General features: G+C 42.7%; 15 protein-coding genes. 3 read left to right on the top strand and 12 right to left on the bottom strand.

Translation table 11 applies throughout. The annotated features are described in order from the left end of the window. Window positions 1-168 precede the first annotated feature (168 nt). Complete coding sequence (locus CEF13_RS03355; RefSeq protein WP_102709414.1) at window positions 169-876, top strand: FadR/GntR family transcriptional regulator; 708 nt, start codon at window positions 169-171, stop codon at window positions 874-876. A gap of 54 nt (window positions 877-930) precedes the next feature. After that, a complete protein-coding gene (locus CEF13_RS03350; protein WP_102709413.1) occupies window positions 931-2,154 on the top strand; it encodes an MFS transporter in 1,224 nt (407 codons plus the stop codon). 140 nt (window positions 2,155-2,294) lie between these two features. On the opposite strand, the gene CEF13_RS03345 is transcribed toward CEF13_RS03350, so the two are convergent. Together CEF13_RS03345 and CEF13_RS03340 are read right to left on the bottom strand one after the other, a co-directional pair. Next, the gene (locus CEF13_RS03345; protein ID WP_102709412.1) at window positions 2,295-3,581 is read right to left on the bottom strand and encodes an ABC transporter substrate-binding protein; all 1,287 of its coding nucleotides are present in this window, start codon (window positions 3,579-3,581) and stop codon (window positions 2,295-2,297) included. Between the two features lie 114 nt (window positions 3,582-3,695). Next, a complete protein-coding gene (locus CEF13_RS03340) occupies window positions 3,696-4,814 on the bottom strand; it encodes an extracellular solute-binding protein (protein ID WP_102709411.1) in 1,119 nt (372 codons plus the stop codon). 425 nt (window positions 4,815-5,239) lie between these two features. Here CEF13_RS03340 and CEF13_RS03335 point away from each other — a divergent pair, with 425 nt between their 5' ends. Further along, complete coding sequence (locus CEF13_RS03335) at window positions 5,240-5,449, top strand: hypothetical protein (RefSeq protein ID WP_102709410.1); 210 nt, start codon at window positions 5,240-5,242, stop codon at window positions 5,447-5,449. Window positions 5,450-5,497: 48 nt separating this feature from the next. Here CEF13_RS03335 and CEF13_RS03330 read toward each other — a convergent pair whose 3' ends face one another. From CEF13_RS03330 to CEF13_RS03285, 10 genes are all read right to left on the bottom strand, one after another. Continuing rightward, on the bottom strand, window positions 5,498-6,757 hold the full coding sequence (locus tag CEF13_RS03330; protein ID WP_102709409.1) for an MFS transporter: 1,260 nt from the start codon (window positions 6,755-6,757) through the stop codon (window positions 5,498-5,500). Window positions 6,758-6,796: 39 nt separating this feature from the next. After that, window positions 6,797-7,801, bottom strand: a complete 1,005-nt coding sequence (locus tag CEF13_RS03325; protein WP_166742845.1) for a phosphotransferase — start codon at window positions 7,799-7,801, stop codon at window positions 6,797-6,799. A 183-nt stretch (window positions 7,802-7,984) separates the two neighbouring features. Further along, window positions 7,985-8,845, bottom strand: a complete 861-nt coding sequence (locus tag CEF13_RS03320; RefSeq protein ID WP_102709407.1) for a phosphotransferase — start codon at window positions 8,843-8,845, stop codon at window positions 7,985-7,987. A 191-nt stretch (window positions 8,846-9,036) separates the two neighbouring features. After that, window positions 9,037-9,480, bottom strand: a complete 444-nt coding sequence (locus CEF13_RS03315) for an OsmC family protein (RefSeq protein WP_102709406.1) — start codon at window positions 9,478-9,480, stop codon at window positions 9,037-9,039. 120 nt (window positions 9,481-9,600) lie between these two features. Continuing rightward, a complete protein-coding gene (locus CEF13_RS03310) occupies window positions 9,601-10,032 on the bottom strand; it encodes a disulfide oxidoreductase (protein ID WP_102709405.1) in 432 nt (143 codons plus the stop codon). Window positions 10,033-10,275: 243 nt separating this feature from the next. Next, window positions 10,276-11,886, bottom strand: coding sequence for an extracellular solute-binding protein (locus CEF13_RS03305; RefSeq protein WP_341806336.1), 1,611 nt, complete (start codon window positions 11,884-11,886; stop codon window positions 10,276-10,278). Between the two features lie 81 nt (window positions 11,887-11,967). Next, window positions 11,968-12,840, bottom strand: coding sequence for a carbohydrate ABC transporter permease (locus CEF13_RS03300; protein ID WP_102709404.1), 873 nt, complete (start codon window positions 12,838-12,840; stop codon window positions 11,968-11,970). 11 nt (window positions 12,841-12,851) lie between these two features. Beyond that, on the bottom strand, window positions 12,852-13,694 hold the full coding sequence (locus CEF13_RS03295) for an ABC transporter permease (protein ID WP_102716186.1): 843 nt from the start codon (window positions 13,692-13,694) through the stop codon (window positions 12,852-12,854). A gap of 431 nt (window positions 13,695-14,125) precedes the next feature. Beyond that, a complete protein-coding gene (locus tag CEF13_RS03290; RefSeq protein ID WP_102709403.1) occupies window positions 14,126-16,069 on the bottom strand; it encodes a glucuronyl esterase domain-containing protein in 1,944 nt (647 codons plus the stop codon). Further along, the gene (locus tag CEF13_RS03285; RefSeq protein WP_102709402.1) at window positions 16,069-17,226 is read right to left on the bottom strand and encodes a Gfo/Idh/MocA family protein; all 1,158 of its coding nucleotides are present in this window, start codon (window positions 17,224-17,226) and stop codon (window positions 16,069-16,071) included. The genes CEF13_RS03290 and CEF13_RS03285 overlap by 1 nt, the downstream gene beginning before the upstream one ends. Window positions 17,227-17,242: the final 16 nt, after the last annotated feature.

The raw sequence follows: 17,242 nt of genomic DNA, 5'->3' as shown, positions 1-17,242 counted from the left end.
TCTTCTCTTTCGCTGCACACAACAAAAAAGACAAAAGGAGCAACAGCCCAAACAATTAGGTGAGAAGGCTGCTTCTTAAACTTATCAATTAGTACATCAAAACTTATTAAAAATGGATTGATTGTTAGATGGAAGATATGCTATTATTTCTCAACAGGAGATGATCAGATGAATTCAAAAATATCCTTTCAAACGATAAATCGTTCCAAGCTCGTAGATGATGTGGTCATTCAACTGCAAAAGAAAATATCTAGCGGTGAAATGCAGCATGGTGAGAAAATTCCTACTGAGCCCGAGCTAATGGAACAATTCGGCGTTGGTCGTTCAACCATTCGCGAGGCTGTAAGAGTACTTGTTCATGCAGGCCTATTGGAAAAGAAACAAGGCTTTGGCACTTTTTTGACATCCAATTCCGTTATTCAAGAGCCTCTCGATCATAGGCTGCGTAGAGCTGAGATTCTGGAGGTGTATGAAGCTAGAAAAATGCTGGAGCTGGAAATTGCCAAATTGGCAGCGGAACGTCGTGATCAGGACGATTTAGATCAGATGCATAATCATTTAGCGACCCGTTCTCTTGCACTGGAGAAAGGAGATACGCAGGGGTACCTGAATGCTGACATCGCTTTCCATCTATCGATCGCGGTCGCAAGCAAAAATGCGGTTATCATTGATTTATACCGAACGTTTTCTTCGGTACTGCTCGATGCATCCCAAAAGTTGACCATTGTTCATAGCGATCATGATCCGAATACATTGTTTCACGAAAGCTTATACGAGGCAATTAAAGCGGGTGATGGTTCTGCAGCCGCGCATTGGACTATGCAAAACTTGGATAGTACCGTTGCTGAGCTCAAGCAATTTCTTAATAAGGAATAATCGCTATTTCTTATTGAAATTAAACATCTGATGATATGATGAAAGGGTGTATGTATGAATACTTCAGCAGCTATTACACGTTCACAACAAACAACGGTTTTCTCCATTTTATTTTCCATCAGCCTCGTCCATCTATTAAACGATTCCATCCAGTCTGTTATACCGGCTATTTTTCCCATTCTTCATGAGTCGTTGAAGCTGAGTTTCTCACAAATCGGTTGGATCGCGTTTACGTTAAATGTAACTGCTTCGTTGTTTCAACCGCTTATTGGTCTATATACCGATTCGAAGCCCAAGCCATTTCTGCTTCCTGTAGGGGTTGTTTTCTCTTTAATTGGCATGTTTATATTAGCTGGAGCAAATAGCTTTGGACTCGTCATCTTATCGGTCGTTTTCATTGGACTTGGCTCCTCCGTTCTCCATCCGGAAGCGTCACGTGTCGCCTATTTAGCAGCAGGACCACGCAGAGGGCTGGCACAATCGATTTTTCAAACGGGGGGGAATATAGGCCAGGCATTAGCTCCTGTGTTTACGGCACTTATATTTGTACCGTTCGGTCAATCCGGCATTATATGGTTTACTTTTGCAGCGATGGCAGCTATCGTCGTACAAGTTTTTGTAGCCAAATGGTATCGCAATTATATTAGCCGTCAATCGACTCAACGAAGATCGGTTATAACAAAAAGCAATTTGCCAAAAAAGATAATTGCTTATGCTATGGTTATTTTAATCCTGCTACTGTTCTCAAAATTTGTTTATGTGGCAAGCATGACCGGCTTCTATGCGTTTTATTTAATCGAGCATTTTCAACTATCGACTGGATATGCACAAGTATTTATTTTCTCCTTGCTGGCTGCAGGTGCTGTGGGAACCTTCTTAGGCGGTCCAATGGCGGATCGTTTTGGAAGAAGAAATATGATTTGGTTCTCGATCCTTGGAACAGCTCCGTTCTCACTGCTTCTTCCTTATGCCAATTTGTTCTGGTCGGGGGTGCTCTGCGTTCTCATTGGATTCATCCTCTTATCCGGATTTTCAGTTATTATTGTCTACGCTCAGGAGCTGCTGCCAGGGAAGGTAGGGACAGTATCGGGGTTATTCTTCGGTCTTGCCTTTGGTCTTGGCGGAATTGGCTCTGTCGTATTAGGAAATATAGCGGATGCAACTAGCATTTCATTTGTCATTCAGCTCTGTGCCTATTTGCCTTTGATCGGATTGCTGGCGGCGTTCCTTCCTACAGACCATAAATTGAAACTAGGTTCCAGTCCGATTGCACAATAGGACAAATGAAGCCCAGACTCTTCCGTAACGGATAAGTCTGGGCTTTCGAATTAAGTATAAGCATTACCGCAATAAGAATACGAGGTGAATTTTTCACAATGAATCTCCTATCCTATTATTAAACAAAGCATTCCTTCCAGCTACCATTTGCCTTTGAGTGTAGGAAAAAGTGAATCAATGAATGCGGCCAACTGTTCCAATGTCTGCTTTTCCTTTCCCTCAATGAATACATTGGGGTAAGCTTCCGCAAATTGCTGCGAATGAAGATTTAAAACACCGTAGTGGTTGCGAGTATCCGAATTCATCTGAAAGGTGGATGGTATCGCTACTGCTGTTTCAAGCCCCATATACCACAGCAGCTCCTCGAACTGTGCAGGAGCCTTCGTATAATAGCGAGGATCATTAATAACTAATGCATTATAATTAGCAAACCGTACGGCATCCTCCTCATTCCCTCCCACAATCGCTTTCAGCAATTCTGTCGCCGCTTCTTTGTTCTTCGAGGCACTCGATAACGCCAGTCCTGTCGTTAGCATCGTATTATACTTCTGACCATCCGGAAACACAGGCATCGGTGCGAGCTTAATCACATCCCCTTGCTTAAATAATGGATATAGATCTGAAGCTCTGCTCATGCCGAGTGCTGTCTGTGCGCTTTTCGCTTTCTTATTCACATATTGGGTACGTATTGAAGCAACATATTGTTCAAAAGCTTTTATAGTTGCTTCGCTGTCCAGATATCCATGAAATTGCTTCCCATCCTTTGAAACATAGCTTCCGCCTAGCCCTCCAATAATGTGCTCAACAGCATCAAACTGATCCGGAATATCCGTACTATAACCACTATTAGCCAGACTCATAGACACGGATAAAAAGTCATTCCATGTCCATCCATCGCTTGGGGCGACTAGGTTAAGCTGTTGGAATACGGAGCTATCATAATAAACAATCATTGGGTCGCTTCTGACTGGAAGTGCCCATGTGCTTCCATCAACCTGCGTCTTCTCGACTAACTTCGTATACGCCTCAGTCCAGTTCGATACTTGCGCCAGACCATCTAAATTTTCTAATTCTCCTTGAGCGATCCAGCGAATTTGATTTGGTGCCAGCTCAATAATATCTGGGAAAGGATCTTGCGGTATCGTGGATGGCTGATTCGTTACGAAATCAATGCCGATGATCTCCACATTCACATTAGGATGATCTTTCACAAATGCCCTGATTTTATCATAAATAGGTCCATTATCAGATTCACCTAAAGTGTGGGCAGGCCAGCCGCCCCCCTTCGTCCCGCTGCTAAGAGCAATTCGTATCGTGCCGGATAACTTTTTATCTTCGATCCCGATGGACTGTTTCTGACATGCTGACAATAGGATCAACATTATCAGGATCACTATTAAAAAAGTGTTCCGTTTTCTATTTCTCATTCACAACCCCTCCTCTGCGAAAAGTGAACAGGCCGTTATTGTTCCAACAGGCAAGTGCTCCAGAACATAGCATTCGAGAGCAGTTGTCGGTATTACGGATAAAGTTGATGGTTTCTACTTTTTGTAAATGACTGAAATCCCTGCATCAATATCTCTCGCCCATTCTTCTAGCAGTTGCTTTGCTCCGCCTTCGCGAATGCTTTCCAATTGCTCTGGTGAACGAATAGGAAATTGTCCATTTCCATAGGAGCCTGACAGACCTACGACCATATCATAAGCAGCTGGTACGGCATTCGTCGCTTCTCGTTTCACAAGCTCCACCAGCTCCTGCCACTTCGATTGCTCGATTGCTGGAGATGCCTCCTGCATCCGCAGCGTATTATCCGCGATGAAGGACATAGCGGTATCGTTGGAATCACCTGCAATGAACTGAAGCAGCTTCCATGCGAGCTCTTTGTTTTCTGAGTCTTTCGAGATAGCGAGACCCGTAAGCAAGCTGTTATTGTGCTTTGTCCCATCTTCGGAAACAGGCATCGGAGCAAGGCGGTAATCCGACTGTTGGTCGCCTAGCAAGCCAACCAAATAGGAAGCTCGGGCAAAACCGAGTCCTGGCTGCTGCTTTGGCTGAATCAGCATGCCCGTAAGCTTAGGCATCAGTTTCAGATATCGACTGAATGCGACTGTAGTCGCATCACTGTCTAAGTAGCCGACTGCCTTGCCATTATCAGGAGAGGACATGACTCCTCCGAAGCTTTGTACGACCGGCTCGATTGAATTGGGATCAAACGGTATGCCAACTGGGATATTCGCCTTGTTAAGCATATCCGCCATTTGTGCATAGCTTTCCCAGGTCCACCCCTCTTGCGGAGCTTGAATAGCCTGACTATCTAGCAATGCTTGGTTATAGTAGACCACGAGGGGATCACTTCTAACCGGCAGCAGATACGCTTCACCATTCAATCTAGCTTTATCTATTACTTGTGCAAATGCACCATCCCAATTCTGCTTTATGAATTCTTTCATTTTCTCTTGTATTTGGTAGTATCCCCTGCTGCCTACTTCATAAGACTTGTTTCTCCACGTATTGCCGCTGTATAATCCGATCCTTAGTGTTCCCTGAAGATTCTCCTTCTCATTGATTCCTACGGGAATGATGTTATTTTGACAAGAAGTAGTCAGCAATAGAATCAGTAGGAGAGGTAATGATAACACCCTAAAGCTTTTCTGCATCATATGTATTACGCAGCTCCTTTTACAATAATCAGCTAATCTTGCTCTTATGAGATAACTTGTTATTCGTTATGCTCATACTATCATGCATATATTGTAAATTAAAACATATTTTTGTTATTTTTGTTCCCATCTCTTTCGCATCACATCTTCTAATTGAAATTCCTTTATCAATTAACTCGACTATGTTAAATGTACATCCAATCTTGAAATATATATAATCATTACATTTTTATACTAATTTAAAAGATAACGAAACTACCACTCGTATTTCCCGATGTATCTTTTGCGGACCGCAAAATCATTGGATTTGTTATGTAATGTTATTAATTTCTCCAGTTGCACTCCCCTTGTCATTCCATCACATGTTAGAAAGCTGCCTATTTGGGTAATAGTTTATATATCTATAGCCAAAGGAGAGGATTACGATGACATTCAACGAGAACAAGCCTGATGAGATTCCGAGCCGCATTCCTGCGCGTGAACCTGAAATTGTTCCGCCTGATGCACCCGAGATTATACCAAATCCTACTGTTCCTGAGGTTATCCCTACACCTGCTCCGGAGATTCAGCCGGATATTCCGCCGGAAATTCAACCCTCTCCACCGACTGAGATGCCTCCCAATCCCCAAAAGTGAGCACAGCAAATAGGGAGCCTCCTTGCCAAGGAGGCTCCCTATTATGATCTACGCGTGCATATTGCGATTCCGCACAACAGCAGCATATTTATGTACAACAATATACCCTATGCCGCTTACCAAGCTTAACGCAATATTGATTGCAATAAGTGCTTGATAGTTATGGAATAGATCATAATTCAAACCGCCTGTTATAGCAGCAGCCACCCCGCCTAATTGATGGAAAAACAATAATATACCGGTTTGAAGGCCGATTGATTTTGTTTTGATACTTTCGCCGGCAAGAAGAATGCCTCCTGGAATAGCTCCAAGATAAGTAGCGCCAAAAATCAATGTAAATAATACAGGAGATAAATAAAGAGAAGCAAACAATATAGAAAAAGCGACCGTTCTAATTAAATACAAACAGCCCAGCGCAATCGCACGCGGCATTTTGTCGAGAAGCACTGCAAATACAAATCCGCCTACAAGCTCCAAAATCCCTAAAATACTTAGCGATGCAATAAACATCGTATGAGAAACATGTGCTGTTTGCTGAATCGCCATAAGATGCATTTCAACTGTCCCCATACTAAAGCCGCAGGTGAATAAGGCAAATATAACTACCACTAAAACAGGATTGCGAAGATAGCTCGGAAAAGCTTTTATAGCATTTATTAATTTTAGGCCTTGTCTAGGCTTGGTTTGATTTAAATTCTCTTCCTTAAGAAGGCTATCTTCAACCGTCTTTTTGCTCGGAGTTCCGCCGTTTTTAACAATGAAAGAAGTAAGCATAATAAAACATATTCCTACAGCGATAGAAATCTTGTAAGCTGTCATCCATGTAAGCCAAGATTCGTTCCGAACAAATACAGGGGTGAGCGCAGCCAAACCTATGGAGCCTGCACTGCTGATGATCATCAACGCCTTAGCTCTGTGATGCTGAAACCATTCGGTCACGATCACATAACTTGTACTTGCCCCTATGCCTGCCAAACCGCCTAGAATACCAAATCCGATAAAATACCCCGCAGGATGCTGAAAAACCAAAATGACAGCTGCTGAAATAACCCCCAAAACACTTCCCATTATCATGGTCATTTTGTAGCCATACTTATCCGTTAACCAACCGCCAAATGGAGCACAGAAGGAGCCGATCAATATACTGGCAGACCACGCATAACCCAAAAACCCTCTCGAAATATCAAGTTCTTGTGTTATAGGGCCTTGGTAATATTGAACAATTATTCTCCCAATTGAACCAAGAAACCCAAATAACCATAAAAAACTTACAATAAACCAAGCATACTTCGGCTCCTTAAACCACATCCTGCTTCCCCCTTGCTCAAAAAAAAACCATCTGTATAACTAAAGAATGTATGATTCAAGCAGCTGCTGCATAGTTGATTGATTCTGATTCAGCCATTCATTTCTATCGAAGAATTGATTGAGAATATAATTGAAGTTTTGCTCGACTTCTTGCCCTCCTGCATAATGTTGACCAATATAAATATGCAGAATGGCCAGGTGATAAACCTGCGTTAAAAGCTGAAGCTGTTTTATTTCTTGTGATGAGCCCTTGCGATAGGCTCCATACCCTTTTATGAATGCTTCCGTCATCACTAGATTGCCATCAGCCATTTGCAGAACATGATTAAGGCTAATAGCGAGCTCCATGAAGCTAACGTCTATCGAAGTGAAATCAAAGTCCAGCACGGCTCCAATTTGGTTATCCTTGGCTAATAAGTTGAAGATCAATAAATCATGATGAACCAGTTGAAAAGGCAGTTCCTTTAGCTGATTAATAGATTGGTTCACTAACAATATCATTTCTCGATAAAACTTCAGATTTGCTTCCGGAATATGAAAAGGCGGCTGTTCCATAAAAGACTTTACATTCTCCACACTAGCAAGGGGGTGAAGTGCATAAATATCCAAAAAAGATATTCCACGGTACTCAAGCCGATCCGTATTATATTGGTCCAAAGCAGCAGAAATTTCTCCCACAACTCTGCCAAAGTCAGCAGCATGCTGCAACGTTGTCAATTCAGGAACACTACCCTCAAGAAAAGCAATCAAAGCCCCAAACGTCCCATCAGCGAATTCGATGTACTCTTCACCAGTTAACGTTTGCAAAAATACAGGTACTTTGAATGAAAGATTCATCTGACTTAAAAACGAAGTTATGTTTGATTCCAGCCTAATGCTCTGCTCACTTTTGGTATGCGGATTATAAATACGTGCTATATATTTTTCCTCATTGATTCTAATCAATTTGGTAAGATTGGTGAGGCCGAATGGAACGGGTTCCATTTCATAGCTGGGATGATCTTTAAAATAATGACGAATGAGCTCATCGATTTTTTCCTCCATAGTCTCCTCCTTTGTTCTCATAGATTTATATAAAATTCTGCCACTTCATTGAATACAGCTAAATTAGATGTAGGAATTTTATATAAGTCAGGTGCGCGAGTAGAATTAAGCGAATTAGAGGGAGGTTTTACAGTTAACAATAAAGCCGATTTTTGCCCTCAGACATCTTATTTCCAGATGAACTCAATCTTTTTGTTCCTGAAGCCTTCTTCTAATTTCATGAATAAGTAAGATTTTTTCTTCTTCTGATATGCCATCAGCGCTTAATTTACGAGCAGCAATTGGGGCAATCCAAGCATCTATTTCATTCGAAGTGATTCCTGCTAAACGGGTATATTCTTCGACAAACGCATTAATAATAGCCTCTCTATTGGAATCCAAATGACTCGTTATTTCCTTTGGGTAATAATCTGGCAAGATAGCATATCTAAACATGATAATATATTCCGCTAGATCGGCTTCTGGATTGCCTATGGAAGCATTCATCCAATCAATGACAACAGCTTTGCCATTTCGTAGAAGCATATTTCTCGGATTGGGATCTCCATGACAGAGTTGATTTTTTACAGGCAAATCTTCCAATAGGGAGATAACAGCTGCTTTTTCATCCTTGCTCAAATAATCAACACTGTTAATGGAATTTTTTATAGCCTCTCTTTGTGAAGGCATACGAAGGCCCGGCTTATTATGGATTTCACTTAATACCTGCGCCGTTAATCGTATATCGTTGTATTCACCGTGCTCAGTAGAAGCTTCTTCTTCATCTCCTCGTTCCATTGCTTTCTTAACAAAGCGTTCCATCATCGTCTCTCCATAAATACGTTCAAAAACGATTCCCGGCCGGCCCTCCATGTCTACAAGCGCAATGGGTTGAGGGACAGATAGACCATTCTCCCATGCCATTCGGCTGTTATCATACTCTTGTTTCATCGCGTGATAGTCTGTATTATCTCTTGCTAATTTGATAATTTGATTAGCATTTTCCCATTCAAAAATTTCGGAGCAGCCGCCCTCACCTATTTTATTACCCATTTTTGTTATCAATTTATTAGCCTCCTTGTGATGAACTCTTCTGCATACAGGTCGAAGCACCCAAAAAAAACTCCCCATTCCTGACCATCTCATCCTCTTCTCTCGAAGAAAACGCCGTCTGTTGTAGGGAGCTTTCAATTGCTGATCATATGTAATTTTCGTCAAGAATATGGCTGTATGCTTAAGATTAGTTCAGTAATCATTTAATTCTCAATAATGATACTGTTTAATGTAAGATTTACCGGATTTGCAATGGAGTCGCCTACTGGGCATTTGCTCTCCAAAAATCGAACAAACTTCTCAACCTTCTCTTTAGGCGAATCTGTTGTGATTCGGAATGTATATCTAATATCCGAATATCCTGGACGGACATCTGACTTGTCAAAAAAGCCATCAAGATCAATGTCCCCTTCTACATCGACACTGAAATCATCAAGCTTCACATCAAACTTTTGAGCATAAACTCTAGCAACAATAGACTGGCAGGCGCCTAATGAGGCAAGCAGCGCCTCGACCGGGTTCATCCCCGTATCTGTGCCGCCCAAGCTCTTCGGCTCATCGATTGTCAACTCAAAATTTCTAGATTTTGTTTTGACTTGAACACCATCTTGCAAATGTGCAGTCGCTTTGAAAGTTTGAATAGCCATCGTATAGTCCCCTTTGAATAGAATCTCGCTAAAACCAACCTATTTACTCGGTATTATACAATCACTTTTAACTTATGTCAATTATTACTATTTCATGAGTTTTTTTAATAATATACCGCATTAAGAGCATCGATCCAGTTTTCTGAGGCGAAGAAGCGCTGCAGCAATAATGATAAAAGCCACAAGGGCCAGCATCGGAATCGTAATAAAGCCAAACCAGTTCAAATAATCGCCTTGACAGGAGACAGGACCGCAGGCAGCAAGCTTAGAGTCATGCGGAAGCTTCTGCAGCACGGTATGATAAAGCGAGATTAGTCCTCCAATCACAACTAGTGGCAGTGCATAGGAGACGATACCTGTATCCTCCTTCGAGTAAGCTATTCCGAGTATAATGGCAAGCGGGTACATAAATATGCGCTGGAACCAACATAGACTGCAGGGTGCAAACTTCATTACCTCGCTCATATATAAGCTGCCTGCTGTAGCAAGAACAGCCGCCGCCCAAGCAATGAATAAATAAAACGATATTTTCTTATCTACTTCTTGTTTCATATCTCATTCCTCACTTTTCTTAAACCTCTCATTTACTTATTATTTTCCCCCAAATGCAAGGGGAAATGCATGACTCGAAAGAGCTACTGCATATGGATATTCCGTGAATTTTCGAAGCTCCTAAGCTGGTGTAAGCTTACTTCCTTAGGCTAGCAGTAATGGAACAAAAAATAGGAAGGTGCAGGTCTATGACCTTGCCCCTTCCTATTTATGATGAGTCTAATTTCTTATACTCGCAGTATTTTATTTGTACTGAGCTTGGTACTTTGCTTTCTTCTCATCCATTACTTCTTGGCCGCCAATTTTCATATAATCTTTGACTTCCGCCTCATAGACTGCATCAAATTTCTCTGGTTTGGCTGTAATTATTTTTACGAACATATCTTCTTCCGATTTCTTCTTCAACGTTGTTGCAAGCTTTATTTCCGATTCTATCGGAGCCAGAACGCGCGGTTTAACAACTCCGTCCTTGCTTCCCGTATCGATACTTGCAATGGTGAAGTCCTTGTAGATCGGATCTGAGGCATTAGCTGCGATATTCAACAGATTATCATCGTTGCTGACATATTTGCCGTTTAGAATAATGCAATAGTCAAAGTAGTTGAACAGCAGGTTTTTGGCAGCGTCATTATCAAGCGTCTTCGGAATGCCATCTACGTATTCGAAAGTTTCACCTTCCGTACCGTTCTGCATTCTGACGATATTCTCAGGCTTTGACATCCAATCTAAATATTTCACAACTTCTTCCGCACGTTGGCTCGTTTTCGGAACGATTATATAAATACCATTCGGCGTATAGGAAGGCTTTGGTGTTTTGCCGCGTGAATCCTTGAATGGGTCGATCAACGTTATCTTAGCATTGGCATCATTCGTCATTAATTCTGCTAAATAGCCCATGTAGACAGGCTCGTTCGTATTCGTCGATCCAGCACCAATTAGACTGTTCACCATGTTTTTCTGGAACTGGTTCGTATCTTTCCCTATGCCCAGCGGGAAATCCTTATCGATTAAACCTTCATTGTACAGCTTGTTGAGAAATTGGAATGCATTCTTGTTGCCGGGCATTACCCAATCAGGGTTTGCAAATAAGTCTTCATCGGATATTTTGTCCCATTCCCAGAAGGAATATCTTAGCGCACTCATATGGAAGAAGTCTGTTTGTCCGCCGTATGCGATTGCTTTGGGTTTAGCCTTTTTGAAGGCAACTAATGTATCATAGAATTCATCCGTTGTAGTTGGAACAGGCAAACTTAATTCATCGAGCCAATCCTGACGAATAAATGTCGATACTTGCGCACTGATGACGCGTTTAGCTACAATGGAATATTGCTTGTCTTGGAAAACGCCATAGCTGAGCACGTCTTCGTTCAATACTTTTTTCAGATTTTCTCCGAATTGATCAATATAAGGTCCCAGCTCAGTCAGTCCACCGTCTCTAACATAACGTTCTACCGTTGATGTGTCATATGTAAAGACCAAATCCGGCGCTTGGTTCGCTGCCATAAGCACATTCAGCTTGTCTACCTCCTCAGAACGAGGTACAGTAACCCATTCAATCTTAATGTTGTTCGGATCACCGAAATTTTCTTGAACGTATTTCGTGAAGAAGTTGTTTGTAATCGGGTCGCCGCCAGCAGGTGTGTTATTACGATCGAAAAGCTCAATTTTCAATGTAACAGGGTCTTTCTTGGGCTCATCCTTCGGCTTGTCAGCCGGCTTCTCATTGGAACCCGTATTGCTTGTGGACGGACTGTTCACTGGATCATTCGCTTTACCGCTGCAGCCCGCTATGATGGATACAACAAGTATGATAGCTGCTGTCATCACTAACCATTTCTGCGACTTCTTTCTCAACTTCGTTCAACTCCCTTTTTCGCTTTGTTTTATAGTACCCTCTCAGACAGCCCCTGCGGGTTTGCCCGGCGAGGAGATCTATCAGCCTTTAACCGCACCAATCATGACTCCCGATATGAAATACCGCTGAATGAATGGATATACAAGCAATATAGGTACAGTTCCGAACATAATGGAAGCGGCTTTTAGACTTTGTGGAACCGGAGCTCCGGCATTCTGTGCCTCCATGATTGACATGTCATTCGCTTGGCCGCTAATGACGAGAGCATACAGCTTAAGCTGAATAGGATACAGGTTCGGACTCGTAATATAAATCAACGCATCTTGAAATCCATTCCAGCGTCCTACTGCATAAAATAAGCTTAGCGTAGCTATAGACGGCAGAGATAGCGGTAAGATAATGCTCCACAATATGCGAAAGTGGCCTGCTCCATCCATACGTGACGATTCCTCTAATTCAAGCGGAATCGAGGAGAAAAATGATTTCAGAATAATTAAGTAAAATGCGCTGATTGATCCCGGCAGCACAAGCACCCAAATGGAATCAAGCAGATGCAATTCTCTCATTAATAGGTAGTCCGGAATCAGCCCTCCGCTGAAAAACATCGTGAGTACGATAACAATAAGAAAGAAGTTTCTTCCTTTTAGACTCGGCTTTGTGAGCGGGTAGGCTGCTATGACCGTCATAAACATAGCAATCGCCGTAAAAAGGGCTACTAGAAAAATAGTGAAAATCAAGGAGCGGATCATGGCTGAGTGCAAGAATACGGCTTTAAAAGCAGTCAAATTGAATCCAATAGGAAATAAGGTTATTTTTCCCGCCATAATGGCTCCATTCGAGCTAAACGATAAGGCTAGCAGATGTATCATCGGCACTAAGCAAAGTAAACTCGTAATGCCAATGATTATCATAATGATGACGTCAACTATTTTAGTGTTTGCAGCGCTATTCATTTTCGCCCTCCTTACCATATGCCTTGATCATTGACTTTTCTGGAAATAAAGTCAGCCGAAAGCAAGAAAATCAGTCCGATTATCGCTTGGAATAATCCGATCGCAGTGGCAATCGTATAACGAGCTGATTGAATGCCGACCGTGTATACATACGTGCTAATAACCTCGGATACATCCCTGACTCCCGGGTTGCCTAATAGAAAGGGTCTGTCAAAGCCAATTGCGGCCATATGACCGACATTGAGAATTAGCAGTATGACAATGGTTGGCTTTATTCCTGGCAGTGTTATATGCCACATCTTTCGGAGTCTTGTCGCGCCATCTACATCCGCCGCCTCGTAAAGCTCTTTATTAATTCCAGTTAAAGCGGCTAAATAAAGAATCGTGCCCCAGCCTGCTTCTCTCCAGAATCCTGCTGCAAGGTAAGTCATGACCCAATGCGTCTTATCGCTTAAGAAGGGGATCGATTCAAATCCAAGTGAATTCAAGAAAATATTCACACTTCCAGAGTTTGTCGCAAGAAGCTGAGTGGCCATGCCCCCAATAAAGACCCATGAGATGAAATGCGGCAAATAAAGGAGCGTTTGTGCGCTTCGTTTGAACCACTTTACTCGAACCTCATTTAATAGGAGCGCCAAAATAATGGGAATTGGAAAGCCGACAACGAGATCCAGCAGATTTAATACAAATGTGTTTCTGATTGCTTTAATGAATGCATCCATCCTGAAAATTTCACGAAACGCATCAAATCCGATCCATTGGCTGTCAAATATCCCTTTAAATACGTTATAGTCCTTGAATGCTACGACAACCCCTAGCATAGGAACGTATTTAAACGTAATGAAGTAGATCATGGGCAATAGAATCAAAATATACAATTGCCAGTTGTTGAAAAACGTTTTAACAGGGCTGCTCGATATCGTTTTAGTTAGTGGCTTCGTGTTCGGTGTGAGCTGCAATGAATTTACCCTCCTCCAGTCAACTAGGTTTTGTCCTGCTAGTGTTCTGACACGTTTAATTTATCATCATCGTGATTGCTCTGAAAATTACCATTAATCCTGTGCTTAACATGTACTAAAACCACGGTTTTCGATGTCAGTTAACACATTTCCTAGACCTAACCTTAATCTTGAGGGCCGGTAAAACAAGTGATTTCCTCTTTAAAAATGGCAAGGCCGCAATATTATTCATTGCGGCCTTGTAGATGTGAATTATTCAGTTTTGTACTCCACTTAAAACCTATAATATAAATTTAATGTATATGTTAATTAAGAAAGATGCTGCTTCAAGCTTCATAAACAACATACAGGCTGTTTTTAAAATCTTTTTCTTGTTGTATTCCCCTTAGCTGAAGATCAGAGAAGTCCAATAGATTGTTAATATCCTCATCCGTTCTCGAATGGGATCCGGCACGGAAAGCGAATCCGATCTCTCCGCTTGCCTTCAGGAAATCATATACTTTGCTTGCTCCAACGTAAGATACAAACATGCCTTCAGGGTTCGTTCCCCAATCGGAGTATCCGCCGGTAAAGAGTAATCCCCGGGGTGCAACCAGCGCTGCAAGCTCATGCTGATCGAATGGCAGTGCAGATACATCAGTGATTCCACCAAAAACCGAGCTGAACCAATGTCCTTCCGTACTGCCTTGAAGATTCCCGATTCCTTCATGAGATTCAGCAGTTCCCCAATCATACTGCTTCCCTGCAAAGCTAAAACGGAAAGACGCGGCGCCGCCTGCGCCTGAAGCATGTGGATTGGTAATAGCGAAACGATCATCCAGCGCTCCAGTTACTAAGGCAGCCTTACCCCAACGCGAGAAGCCCGTTATGATGGCCTGATCGGGATTAATCGCATCATAGGCATTCATGTACAGAACATCAAGAACCTTCCCTGCTCCCCATGCCCATGCGACTAGTGCACCAACATCATTTTTTGCTTGGGAATACGGATAGAGATCAAAAAAAGCTCCCGTTCTTGCATAGCTATCGGAGGCAATGGACGCCGTTTGCAGCGTTACAACCGCATAGCCGCGCTGATTAGCCTCGTTTACTTGAGCCCCCGAAAGTGAACCGAATGAAACGATTACCGGATAAGGCCCTTTTATCTCATTGTTAGCTGGGGGTATGCTTATACTTACCGGAAAGGTCGCTTGTTTGCCATTTACCGCAACTTTAATATTTATTCCCGCTTCGTTTTTTTCATAGGCTACGACTTCCTTAGATGCATCCGGCATATATCCGTACATATAGAACTGATACATATCTTTCAATTCTTCGGCACGCCTCTCCCAGTCAGCCTTTGTAGCAACTCTTGAACCATTCATAAAGGTGAACGGATCAGGCAAACCCATATTTTTCGGCAGCGTACCTGGTTCAGCGAACTTTTCGCTTCTTCTTAATGCTTGGACTGCGGACTTAAGCCCATTATGTGCTTCATCCAGCTCAACTTGCGAGACGTCAGCTTTAACATCCACTACTTTAGCTGCAGCGATTGGAGCATTCAGAACGTCACCATTCAAATAAACGTTCTGATCGATCGATTCCACATATTCCAAATAATTAGTTAAATCGTAGTGATTAATGCCGGTTGCAGCCCCGTCCCCCTTGCTGGTAAAAATAATTTCTCCCATCAGAGACGGATTCGCATATGCATTTCCTGTTTTATCGAATACATTCAAGGTAGAAACTCGTGTACCGGATGCATCCGCTTCATTAACCTGCAATTCAAAGCCCATAATTTTACCATTTTCCGATTTTTCATTTAGAGCTATTCTTATCTCAGCGATATATCCGGTATCGGTAATCCTCGTGTTCGTATAAAAGCGATTAATATCACCGTTGTCTGATGAACGAAAATTGTTGTAATTGACACGATAATGCAGGTCATCACTTTGGTACGACAGCGCTTTATCATTCCGCTCATCCAATAACACTTCTACGGAATCCTGTTGATAGGTTGCAGAATTGGAACTGTTCAATACCTCATCTGTTACCTCCGCCAGAATATACAAAGCATTGTCATCCCATAATGTCTTGAAAGCTGCTTGAGTTGTTGTTGCCTTAGAGACTATGGTTGGAACAACAGCTTGTACATCATTCCATATGCTATCTATATCTGTGCCGCCAATAGTAGGCGAGCCAAATGTCGCAGCCATTCTTCTGGCATTATCCGTTACGGTTGTTTCTGCGTTGACTGTATCCCCATAACCAAAAAAACGTGGCAATGCCATCACCCTTTCAAGCTGCTTCCCGTTGTAATCGCCATGTCCTGAAAATTTTCGACGGATGTTCCTTTCTCATAGAAATGAATAGCATTTGCCTGAATGCCTTCACGTGTATAGAATGGATCGTCCACTGCAAGCGGAAACGTCACCTTTTCCCCTGTGCTTGCTGATTTATAAATGCCCATGATAAGTTCAAGCGTACTGCGGCCGCTTATCCCGTCGATCAATACAGGTGAACCCGTTTCAATCGCATGAAGAATATTGTCAATCTGTCCAGCGTGACCTTCATGCTCTACATCCGGCAAGCTTTCATACAGCTGCTGAATCTGCTTCTCCAATTGCTCATTATCTTCAGGAAAGCCATTTGCTTTCGCACTCGACGTCTTGAGCTTCCAAGGTGCGGATACTCTTGCCTGCTTTCCTTGGAAAATAAGCTGCTGTTCCTCACCATGATGAACGACAGAGCTTGTAATTTGCCCAAGTCCCCCCTGCTGGAAACGAAGCATCGCAATGGATAGATCTTCGACCTCAGCATTATCATGCGATGTGTTGGCCATGAAGGCTTGAAGCTCGGTCGGCGGACCCATCATCCATAGGAGCGCGTCGATATGATGCACCGCATGATTAAGCGTGCATCCACCGCCTTCCTTCTCCCATGTTCCGCGCCACCATAGATCGTAATAGCAATGTCCCCGCCACCAGAACGAATCTACTTGAGCATGAACAATCGGCCCCATAAGACCACTATCCAACACAGATTTGAGCTTCATCATCGGTGTTCTGTAGCGGTTCTGGGCGACAATCGACAAGATTTTACCGCTTTGACGTGCCGCCTCATTCATCTCGTCGCACTCCTGCAAGGAGGAAGCCATCGGCTTCTCAACCAGCACATGCTTCCCGGCTTTTAGGAAATCCACAGCGATTGGCGCATGCGTATAGGGCGGCGTGCAGACGGATACCAAATCGATATCGAGCGACAGCAGTTCTTTATAATCTTGGACGACTGTCGCATTGGACAGCTTATATTGATCGATGCGGCTCTGAGCCTTATCTGCATAAATATCAGAGACCGCAACAATTTCACATCGTTCAGGGAAGCGCAGATAAGATTCAATATGTGCTGTACAGATGGCCCCCGCGCCAATAATCGCAACCTTTAACATAATAACCTTCCTCCTC

Source organism: Paenibacillus castaneae (genome assembly GCF_002884445.1).
Taxonomy (GTDB): Bacteria; Bacillota; Bacilli; order Paenibacillales; family Paenibacillaceae; genus Pristimantibacillus; species Pristimantibacillus castaneae.
The sequence above is the reverse complement of the archived record's forward strand: the minus strand, read 5'-3'. Positions and strand labels throughout refer to the sequence as shown.

Excerpts from the sequence above, each read along its gene's own strand:
- CEF13_RS03295 (WP_102716186.1), bottom strand. The coding sequence starts at position 13,694 with ATGATCTACTTCATTACGTTTAAATACGTTCCTATGCTAGGGGTTGTC.
- CEF13_RS03340 (WP_102709411.1), bottom strand. The coding sequence starts at position 4,814 with ATGATGCAGAAAAGCTTTAGGGTGTTATCATTACCTCTCCTACTGATT.
- CEF13_RS03345 (WP_102709412.1), bottom strand. The coding sequence starts at position 3,581 with ATGAGAAATAGAAAACGGAACACTTTTTTAATAGTGATCCTGATAATG.
- CEF13_RS03330 (WP_102709409.1), bottom strand. The coding sequence starts at position 6,757 with ATGTGGTTTAAGGAGCCGAAGTATGCTTGGTTTATTGTAAGTTTTTTA.
- CEF13_RS03350 (WP_102709413.1), top strand. The coding sequence starts at position 931 with ATGAATACTTCAGCAGCTATTACACGTTCACAACAAACAACGGTTTTC.
- CEF13_RS03335 (WP_102709410.1), top strand. The coding sequence starts at position 5,240 with ATGACATTCAACGAGAACAAGCCTGATGAGATTCCGAGCCGCATTCCT.
- CEF13_RS03285 (WP_102709402.1), bottom strand. The coding sequence starts at position 17,226 with ATGTTAAAGGTTGCGATTATTGGCGCGGGGGCCATCTGTACAGCACAT.
- CEF13_RS03325 (WP_166742845.1), bottom strand. The coding sequence starts at position 7,801 with ATGGAGGAAAAAATCGATGAGCTCATTCGTCATTATTTTAAAGATCAT.
- CEF13_RS03315 (WP_102709406.1), bottom strand. The coding sequence starts at position 9,480 with ATGGCTATTCAAACTTTCAAAGCGACTGCACATTTGCAAGATGGTGTT.
- CEF13_RS03290 (WP_102709403.1), bottom strand. The coding sequence starts at position 16,069 with ATGGCATTGCCACGTTTTTTTGGTTATGGGGATACAGTCAACGCAGAA.
- CEF13_RS03310 (WP_102709405.1), bottom strand. The coding sequence starts at position 10,032 with ATGAAACAAGAAGTAGATAAGAAAATATCGTTTTATTTATTCATTGCT.
- CEF13_RS03300 (WP_102709404.1), bottom strand. The coding sequence starts at position 12,840 with ATGAATAGCGCTGCAAACACTAAAATAGTTGACGTCATCATTATGATA.
- CEF13_RS03355 (WP_102709414.1), top strand. The coding sequence starts at position 169 with ATGAATTCAAAAATATCCTTTCAAACGATAAATCGTTCCAAGCTCGTA.